Annotated in this window: 6 protein-coding genes; 5 read left to right on the top strand and 1 reads right to left on the bottom strand. The window is 51.8% G+C overall.

Going from position 1 to position 8,979, the window contains the following annotated elements:
* Nucleotides 1-708: hypothetical protein (locus NH396_RS16965; protein WP_253065022.1), on the bottom strand; the 708-nt coding region annotated here is incomplete at its 3' end.
* 1,699 nt (nucleotides 709-2,407) lie between these two features.
* On the opposite strand from NH396_RS16965, the gene NH396_RS16960 reads away from it, so the two are divergent.
* The 5 genes from NH396_RS16960 to NH396_RS16940 form a co-directional block, all read left to right on the top strand.
* A complete protein-coding gene (locus NH396_RS16960; protein WP_290441831.1) occupies nucleotides 2,408-3,571 on the top strand; it encodes a polysaccharide export protein in 1,164 nt (387 codons plus the stop codon).
* Nucleotides 3,572-3,652: 81 nt separating this feature from the next.
* Nucleotides 3,653-5,881 carry a polysaccharide biosynthesis tyrosine autokinase gene (locus NH396_RS16955; protein ID WP_253065021.1) on the top strand — a complete coding sequence of 743 codons (2,229 nt, stop codon included), beginning with the start codon at nucleotides 3,653-3,655 and terminating at the stop codon, nucleotides 5,879-5,881.
* A 49-nt stretch (nucleotides 5,882-5,930) separates the two neighbouring features.
* Nucleotides 5,931-7,226 (top strand): exopolysaccharide biosynthesis polyprenyl glycosylphosphotransferase, encoded by a 1,296-nt coding sequence (locus tag NH396_RS16950; RefSeq protein ID WP_253065020.1) that lies wholly within the window; start codon nucleotides 5,931-5,933, stop codon nucleotides 7,224-7,226.
* Between the two features lie 171 nt (nucleotides 7,227-7,397).
* Nucleotides 7,398-8,714 (top strand): flippase, encoded by a 1,317-nt coding sequence (locus NH396_RS16945; RefSeq protein ID WP_253065019.1) that lies wholly within the window; start codon nucleotides 7,398-7,400, stop codon nucleotides 8,712-8,714.
* A gap of 58 nt (nucleotides 8,715-8,772) precedes the next feature.
* Nucleotides 8,773-8,979, top strand: a 207-nt coding sequence (locus NH396_RS16940; RefSeq protein ID WP_290441830.1) for a helix-turn-helix domain-containing protein, incomplete at its 3' end; no start/stop codon positions are given.

The following is an 8,979-nucleotide window of genomic DNA, read 5'->3' as shown; positions in this document are numbered from 1 at the left end:
CGCCACCGTCGCCCGGATCAGTGCCGCCGTCGCCACCATCGCTCGGATCAGTGCCGCCGTCGCCACCATCGCCCGGATCAGTGCCGCCGTCGCCACCGTCGCCCGGATCAGTGCCGCCGTCGCCACCATCGCCCGGATCAGTGCCGCCGTCGCCACCGTCGCCCGGATCAGTGCCGCCGTCGCCACCATCGCCCGGATCAGTGCCGCCGTCGCCACCATCGCCCGGATCAGTGCCACCGTCGCCACCATCGCCCGGATCAGTGCCGCCGTCGCCACCATCGTCCGGATCAGTACCGCCGTCGCCGCCGTCACCCGGATCAGTACCGCCATCGCCGCCGTCACCCGGATCAGTACCGCCATCGCCTCCATCACCCGGATCAGTGCCGCCATCGCCACCGTCACCCGGATCAGTGCCGCCATTGCCGCCGTCACCCGGATCAGTGCCGCCATCGCCACCATCACCCGGATCAGTACCGCCGTCGCCACCAGTACTGCCGCCACTGCTGCCGTCACCCCCGGAGGCGACAGTGGCAGCGACACCAACCGCCGCCGCCAGGCCAGCGGCGACAGCTGCAATGGTGCCAGCGGCCATGCCACCAGCGGCGCCAGCGCCTGCTGCCGCACCGCCAGTACTGCTGCTTCCTGTGCTGGTAGATCCTGTGCTGGAAGGTGCCGAACCTGTCTGAGCCGGTGCTTCACTTTCGGCACGGGCTATCCCGGCAACCAAAGGGGATAAAGCCAGTCCCGCGATGATCAATGTTGTAGCAGTGCGTTTCATGTGCGTTCCCTTGTCTTCCCGAGTAGGAAATTCTCACGCTCTCTGTGTTGGCACAGGCGCTGATATGACTTGCTGGGCGATTGATTCTTGATGAGAAACAATAAAAGGTGTTAGAGACTTGTCGTGCACAACGTTCTATCGCCTCGTGTGGCAGATTTCAATACGCGAATATTGTGAAAATTAACAGAGTTTACGTTGCTGGTCGACTGACATCTAACCGTAAACAACCATCGAATATGATGATCGCGTCACCACTCTTGACGGGAATGGCAGCGGGTTAACGACACTAATTGCAAAATGTGACAGCTGGTGAAAATTCAGGCGGTCGGGTATGCGAGCGCTTGTGTTTGAATCCAGCCACGTGAAACTCATTGTCATGACCTGCAAGTTCTTTTCGTACTGCTAGATTAGTTTTTTATGGTTTATCTAGTTAGTTGGCCACTGTATGGCTAATGCTTTTTGTAATCATATTGTTTCATAGTGATGCTGAATAGTAATCGGGCTATCCCTGTACAGAGCCTGTGTCGTCTTTTGGCTACGCACTGATTCATGGTCTTGGCTCATGCCATGCGGCCTCTGGCACTTAGATTCCCGCATAGTGTCACAAATATCAGTGATTTGGATGCCATCATCACGCTTTGTTTCCCTGGTAGGCAGCAGGCGAATATGAATAAAGGGTGGAACGAGAGTCCCAGAATGCAGTATCATGCGTCTCTTATTGAGAAGGCTGTGTTTCTTTTTTGCGACGCAGATAGGATGAGTCACCGGTTGAATGACATGCCGTGTTGACGACACGCAGGAAGGATCTTGCGCTTGCGGTGCTGGTGTCTCTACCAATGCCCGACAGATTCTCTCCTCAGCAGTGTCGGTAACAGGCTGTCATGGCCTGTCTGCCGTTTGATTCGTGGTGACTGGCCCCGTTCGGGTAGTATGAGCCGATAGGGTTGTACAAGTCTTATTAGTTCGAAGCCTGAATCCTGTACTCATTTGAACAAGAGCAAGTCCTTATCTGATAGCACTGGCGACCTACAAGATGATTGCCCTGCTAGGGTTTGCTGCGTCTAGAATATCGGAATTACCTTTCTGTTTTTTAAGTATTAGCTAATTGAATTTTGTGCTCGATATCTGTCCACGAGTTCAGTGCGCCGGATTTTCCTCAAGGGGAATGATCTTGGCTTGAATTCGGGTTGCCACTCGTAGCAAGGCTTTCTTGCGTCATAGAAGTATTGTTTCTGTCTGAGAAACAGGTGGCCAAGTACGACACAAGCGGGAAGACATCAAGATCTTCATGTCAGGGCCTCAGGGATGCGCCGTCAACCACCCTGGGGCGGTAGCGTGCCTAAAACCGGCTCACGCTCACGAAAGGTCGATGGGGTAGGAGAGACTTACCGCATAGGGCTTGCGCAATGCAGCCCAGCAGCAGACAGCTACCTGGCTGTCCTCGAGATTCACCCTGCGCATCCTTTCTCTACTTTTTATCTCTTCACTCTGACTGGCATGTCGGGTTTGGGCTGCTCTATTTTCGGTTGACGACTTTCGATTGACTACGTCGCGGCCTGACCACGACGCCTTCTCTTCCAGGGCAGCATGAGGCTGCCCATTCCATCTTGCAGTTTTCGGGGGTTTTACATGATCAAGGTCACCATGTTTGGCAAGGGCTGTGCGCTGTCGCCGCGCCCCCGCCTGGCAATGACTACTGCGCTGTTGATTGTCATGCTGTCTACCACGGGTTGTGCTTTCGCCCCCGGTGGCGATATGGACTATCAGACAGAAACGGCCCCGCTGGATGATGCGCTTGAGGTCAAGCCGATCACCTTCGGCATGGTAGATGCTCTGAATGACAGTCGTGGCCAGGGCCAGCGTGACAATCCGCTGCTTGAGCAGCAGCTGACCGATTACGATTACCGCATCGGTCGCGGAGATGTGCTCAATATCATCGTCTATGACCACCCTGAACTGACCATCCCGGCCGGCTCCGAGCGCAGCGCCATCGAATCCGGCAACAGCGTGCACAGCGACGGCACCATCTTTTATCCCTATATCGGGCGCGTCAAAGCGGCGGGGCTGACGGTCAAGGAACTGCGCGCCGTCATTGAGCGTCGCCTGTCTGGCTATATCGCCTCACCGCAGATCGATGTGCAGGTAGCGGCATTCAAATCTCAGAAGGTCTATGTCACCGGCCAGGTGCAAACGCCGGGAATCCTGCCGATCACCAATGTGCCGCTGACCATCCTGGATGCCGTCAATCAGGCGGGCGGCCTGTCACCGCTAGCCAACTGGCACGATGTGGTGCTGACGCGTGATGACAGTGATGAGCACTTCTCGCTGTATGACCTGCTGCAGAACGGCGCGCTGAGCAACAACCGTCTGCTGCGCGACGGTGATGTACTGCACGTGCCGGATGTGGGCAATCAGAAGGTCTACGTGATGGGCGAGGTGCAACTGCCGGGCAGCCTGGCAATGGGCAATTCGCGTATTTCGCTGACAGATGCCATTGCCCAGTCCGGTGGTATTGATGAAGGCCAGGCAGATGCCAAGGGCATCTTCGTCGTGCGCCGTGCGGACACCAGCACCGGCAAGCTGGCGACGGTCTATCAGCTGGATGCCCGCGATTCGGCAGCCTTCGTGATCGGTGCCGAATTCATGCTGCAGCCTTCTGATGTGGTCTACGTCACGGCCGCGCCGCTCAGTCGCTGGAACCGTGTCGTCAACCAGCTGATGCCGACGCTGACCGCCGTCTATCAGGTGACGCGTTCCGCCAGTGATTTCGATGATCTGCGCAGTGACGATTGATCCGCGCCAGCCTCCTGTCTTCTTCCTCTCTACCTACTACCGCTGGTTCTCACGAGAGCCGCAGCACTCGAAGGGTGTTTCATGAATCAGACCCCGCAAAATACAGCCACTGGGGCGATGTCGTCGGCTGCCACTCGCGATAACGATGATGATGCAATTGATCTGGGGCGCCTGTTCGGCATCCTGGTTGATCACAAGCAATGGATCATCGCGATCACTGGTCTGTTTGCTGTCATCGGGGTGGTCTACGCGCTGTTGGCGACGCCCATCTACAAGGTGGATGCCCTGATCCAGATTGATGATGCCCCTTCGACCAATCCACTGGCTGACGTCAATTCGATTCTGGGCAAGGAGCCGCCGTCCCAGTCTGAGATCGAGATCATCCGCTCGCGGATGGTACTTGGCCGCGCGGTGGACCTGCTCAACCTGGATATCATCGTCACGCCGAAGCGACTGCCGCTGCTGGGCGATTTCCTGGTGCGCCGCGGGGTGGAACGTCAGGATTTCGCTCAGGGGTGGGCAAGCACCTGGGCAGGGGAGAGCATCAGCGTCAGTGAGATGCCCGTCGATGACGCCATGCTCGGCAACACAGTTACGTTGCGTGTATTGGATGAAAGTCATTACGAGCTGATCCAGGATGGTGAGTTGCTGGGCAAGGGGCGCATCAATCAACTGGATAGCTTTGCCGATGGTCAGCTGAATTTGCGTGTCACTGCCTTGAATGCCTCCGCAGGCGCGGAATTCGAGCTGACACACATCAGCCGCATGCAGGCGATCGAAGATCTGCGTAAATCATTCTCCGTCTCGGAGCAGGGCAAGGAGACCGGCATTCTTTCCTGGTCGATGACGGGCGAGAAGCCGCGTGAGCTACAGCGTACGCTGAACACCATCGCGGATATCTACTATTCACAGAATGTTCAACGTCAGAGTGAAGAAGCACGCAATAGCCTCGAATTCCTCGATAATCAGGTGCCCAAGGTGCGCGCGCAGCTGGATGCAGCGGAATCTCGCCTGAATGAATTCAGGACGTCACGTGACAGTGTGGATCTCTCACTGGAGACCCAGTCAGTGCTGGAACGCATCGTGAATCTGGAGGCACAGGTCAATCAGCTGGAACTGACCGAAGCCGAGATCGCCAAGCGTTATACGCCTAGCCATCCGACTTACAAAGCCTTGCTTGAGAAGAAGGCACAGCTCAAGCGTGAGATGGACAAGCTGAATGCCCAGGTAAAGAACCTGCCTGAAACTCAGCAGGAAGTGTTGCGCCTCACGCGCAGTGTGGAAGTGACCCAGGCCATCTATGTGCAGCTGTTGAATAAAGTTCAGGAAATGGAGATTGCCAAAGCCAGTACTGTCGGCAATGTACGTATCTTGGACGATGCCGGTATCTTGCCGGGGGCCATCAAGCCCAAAAAAGCCATGCTCGTGGTCATCGCAACACTGCTGGGTGGCATGCTCTCCGTGGGTGTCATTCTGCTGCGTGCAGCCTTCCGTCGTGGTGTGGAGTCGCCAGACCAGCTGGAAGCGCTGGGTCTGCCGATGTATGCCACCATCCCGCTCTCGGATGAGCAGGGCAAGTTGAGTCGCAAGGTAAAGCGGAAAACAGATAAACACTCGCGTGAAATCCCCAATGGCTTGCTTGCCGCGCGTAATCCGGCTGACCTGGCGATCGAGGCGTTACGTGGCCTGCGTACCAGCTTGCACTTCGCGATGATGGAAGCCCCTACCAATACGTTGATGATTACCGGCCCCAGCCCAGGCATCGGCAAGAGCTTCGTTGCTGCCAACCTGGCCGCCGTCTGTGCTCAAGCTGGGCAGCGAGTCTTGGTGGTAGATGCCGATATGCGCAAGGGCCATATGCACTCTATCTTCGATGAGCGCTCCGAGTGTGGATTGAGTGATTACCTGGCAGGCAAGAAGTCACTGGAAGATGTTATTCGCACGGTTTCTGCGCTTGAGACACTCTCCTATGTGGCGCGTGGCATTGCGCCCCCAAACCCCTCCGAGCTGCTGATGAGTACACGTTTCCGGGAATTCATGGCTGCGGTCAGCGAGCGCTTTGATCTAATCATCATCGATTCACCGCCGATTCTTGCAGTCACCGATGCTGCCGTCATTGGTAAGCACGTGGGTACGACACTGCTAGTAACACGCTTTGAGGTAAATGCGCCCAAGGAAGTGGAAGTCTCTCTCAAGCGCCTGGCAGCTTCTGGGGTTACCGTGAAAGGCGGAATTCTCAACGCCATGGAGCGCAAAGCCGCCGGTACCTATGGCGAGAATTATGGCTATTACAACTACAGCTATAAATGATCCCGCTGTATTCCGTCATCAGTCATATTGAATTCGAAGGGAACGAGACATGAAAGAAGTGAGCTCAACCATGGAGCATCAACGGCGCTATTCACGTCATTACGAGCGTTTATTGGCCAGCAAGCGCCTACAGACATTCTTTGGCGTGCTGCTGGTAGTCGTACTACCTGCCATGTACCGCTGGGGATTTGATTTCTGGAATACCTCCACGCTGGCACAATGGAATGCGATTCTAGGTACTGCAGCTGCCTTCACCTTGACCCTGACGCTTATCAACCGTCTTTGCCAACTGCCGGGCACGCGCTCCTTTACCTATGTCATCCCGACCGTCGCGGCTTCCTATACCTTGCTCATCATCATCTGCGGTGTGCTGGAAATCGAGGTGTCACGTCTGCAGGTCGGGATTTCCTTCGCGCTGGCGATCATCTTTGGCGGGGCTTTCTATTATGTTGATAGCAAGTGGACCACCAAACGTATGGCAGTGGTGCCTTTCGGTAAGGCGCCTGCGTTGTGTGATGATCACAGCAAGTCAGTATATTGGTATCAGTTGGAGGCTCCATCGCTCGTAGGCATGAAGCGAATCGATGCGGTTGTCGCAGATTTACGCGCGGACCTCCCGGAAGAATGGCAACGTTTCCTGGCCGATTGTACGATTCACCGTATTCCGGTATATCACGCCACCCAGGCGCATGAAATGATTACCGGCAAGGTCCTGCTTGATCATCTCTATGCAAATGAATACGGCTCACTGACTCCGCGCGAAGATTATGAAGTCATCAAGCGTGGCATGGATATTCTTGCTGCCTTGATGCTGATTCCGCTCTTGGCCCCAGTTATGCTGTTGACTGCGCTCGCCATTCGCCTGGATAGTCCAGGTAAAGCCTTGTTTTGTCAGCCCCGTATGGGCTTTCACTGTCGCCCGTTTACGGTATACAAGTTCCGTAGCATGTACACCGATATAGAGGGTACTGATTTTACTCAGGAAGGTAGTGATCCCCGTATTACACGTGTTGGACGTTTCATTCGCAAGTGCCGTCTTGATGAGCTTCCCCAATTGTTAAATGTCTTGAAGGGTGACATGAGCATAATTGGCCCGCGGCCTGAATCGATGAGCCTGACGAAATGGTACGAGAAAGATGTCCCCTTTTTTCAATATCGTCATGTGGTGCGTCCTGGGATAACTGGTTGGGCTCAAGTAGAACAAGGTTATGCAGCTGATATAGAGGGGATGCGAGAAAAGCTAGAGTATGACTTTTACTATATTAAGAATTTTTCTTTATGGCTTGATTTGCTTATATTATTAAGAACAGTGAAAGTAATCTTTACTGGAGCAGGTAGCCGATAATTAAGCTTAATTCGAGCTATAGCATTTACTGTAGTTACCCCCTGTTTATTTTTTATGACTGCCTATATGGTGATGTTATATTAAGAAATCATGTTTTGTGTGAAGTGAAGATAAATGTTTGAGGGTAAATATGCTTAATGCTCGGTAATATCTTGTTCAGCGAGGGTGAATATGATAAAACAGTTATTTAAGAGTGGTGCTTTAAGTATTGGTGTTAAGTTTGGATATCTTGGGCTTCAGTTTATAATTGGTGTTATACTAGCTAGATATTTAGGGCCAACATCGTTAGGCTTATATGCAGTTACTATGGCATTAGTTCAGATTGGAGTCGTAATCGCCCAGTTTGGCTTTCCCGCTTATCTTGTTAGGATTATAGCTGTACAATTAGCTCAAAAAAAATATTCTGAGATTAATTTATCCATATCAAATGGATTAAAACTGGTTAGCTTTTTAAGCTTTTTACTCATTGTTTTTATTGTTTTAGTAGTGAGTTTTTTTGACCTTAACCCCAATCAAGAGTATCCAATTTTATTATCTTTGCTGCTCATACCTCTATTGAGCCTTGAAGCGACAACTGGTGGTATTATTCGAGGTCTAGGGTTTGTAACTATCAGTATTATGCCTGGGCATATAATTAGGCCAACTATTTTTCTTGCACTATTATTATCCTATCCTTTGTTTTTCACTAATGTGACGGCAAAAGAAGTAATAATATCTAATGCTATAGCGTTATCTTTTTCTGTGTTGATTGGCTTGTACTTACTCAATAATAAAAAACCAAATGTAGGAATTAATAAGCCTGAAGAAAGTAGCTATAGAGATGTTTTGACCAAAGCGTTGCCATTTTTATTTTTAGCTGGCGCCCAGGTTTTGAATTACCAAGTAGATATCATCATGCTAGGACAGCTCACGTCAGCTCTTGAAGTTGGCTATTATCGCATCGCTATACAATTGTCTGATGGTATAGGTGGTGTTTTGTTAGCTATATCTTTAGTAATTGCTCCACAGATAGCTAGATTACATGCTTTAAAAGACTGGTCTAGAATCCAGCAGATAGTAGTCATCGCACATAGGGCAGGTTTCCTTATCCTTCTTCCTGTAGGTGTTATAATATCTTTATACAGTGAGTTTTTTATAGTAAATATATTCGGGAAAGAATATGAATCTGCAAGTGAAAGTTTAATCTTGTTAGTAATTGGAAAAATTATATATGCAACAGTTGGTTTTGCAGGCATAGTGATGAGCATGTTGGGTAGGGCAGGTGCAGCTACAACAATTGCATTAGTAACATTAATAGCTAATGTAGCTTTAAATATTACCTTAATCCCAATATATGGAATAGAAGGTGCTGCTATCGCTACTATATTTAGTCAAGTAATTGTTAATTCAATTGGCGTTATATATATATATAGGTTATATAAAATAGATATTTCTGCCTTAGGTTCCTGGATTCATAGAATAACCGCAGCACTTTGGACCGCACGGTAGAGGCAGGAGGGCCAGCGCCGGTACCCTTCTCGGCTCACCGACCAAAGTGAAGCAGAGTATGGAATACCGACAGCTGACCCAGACCCAACGATATCAGATCCACGCCCGTTATGACTTGGGCATGAGCCAGCGCCAGACCGGCAGGGAGCTGAACCTCCACAGCAGCACGATCAGCCGTGAAATTCGCCGTAACGCCACCGCTAATGGCTATGATCCCGAGCAGGCTCAGATACTCAGTGATCATCGGCGCCGCACTGCTAACAAG

It is taken from the genome of Cobetia sp. Dlab-2-AX (assembly GCF_024124625.1).
Taxonomy (GTDB): domain Bacteria; phylum Pseudomonadota; class Gammaproteobacteria; order Pseudomonadales; family Halomonadaceae; genus Cobetia.
Note: the sequence above shows the minus strand (reverse complement) of the source record. Positions and strands in the feature narration are given on the sequence as shown.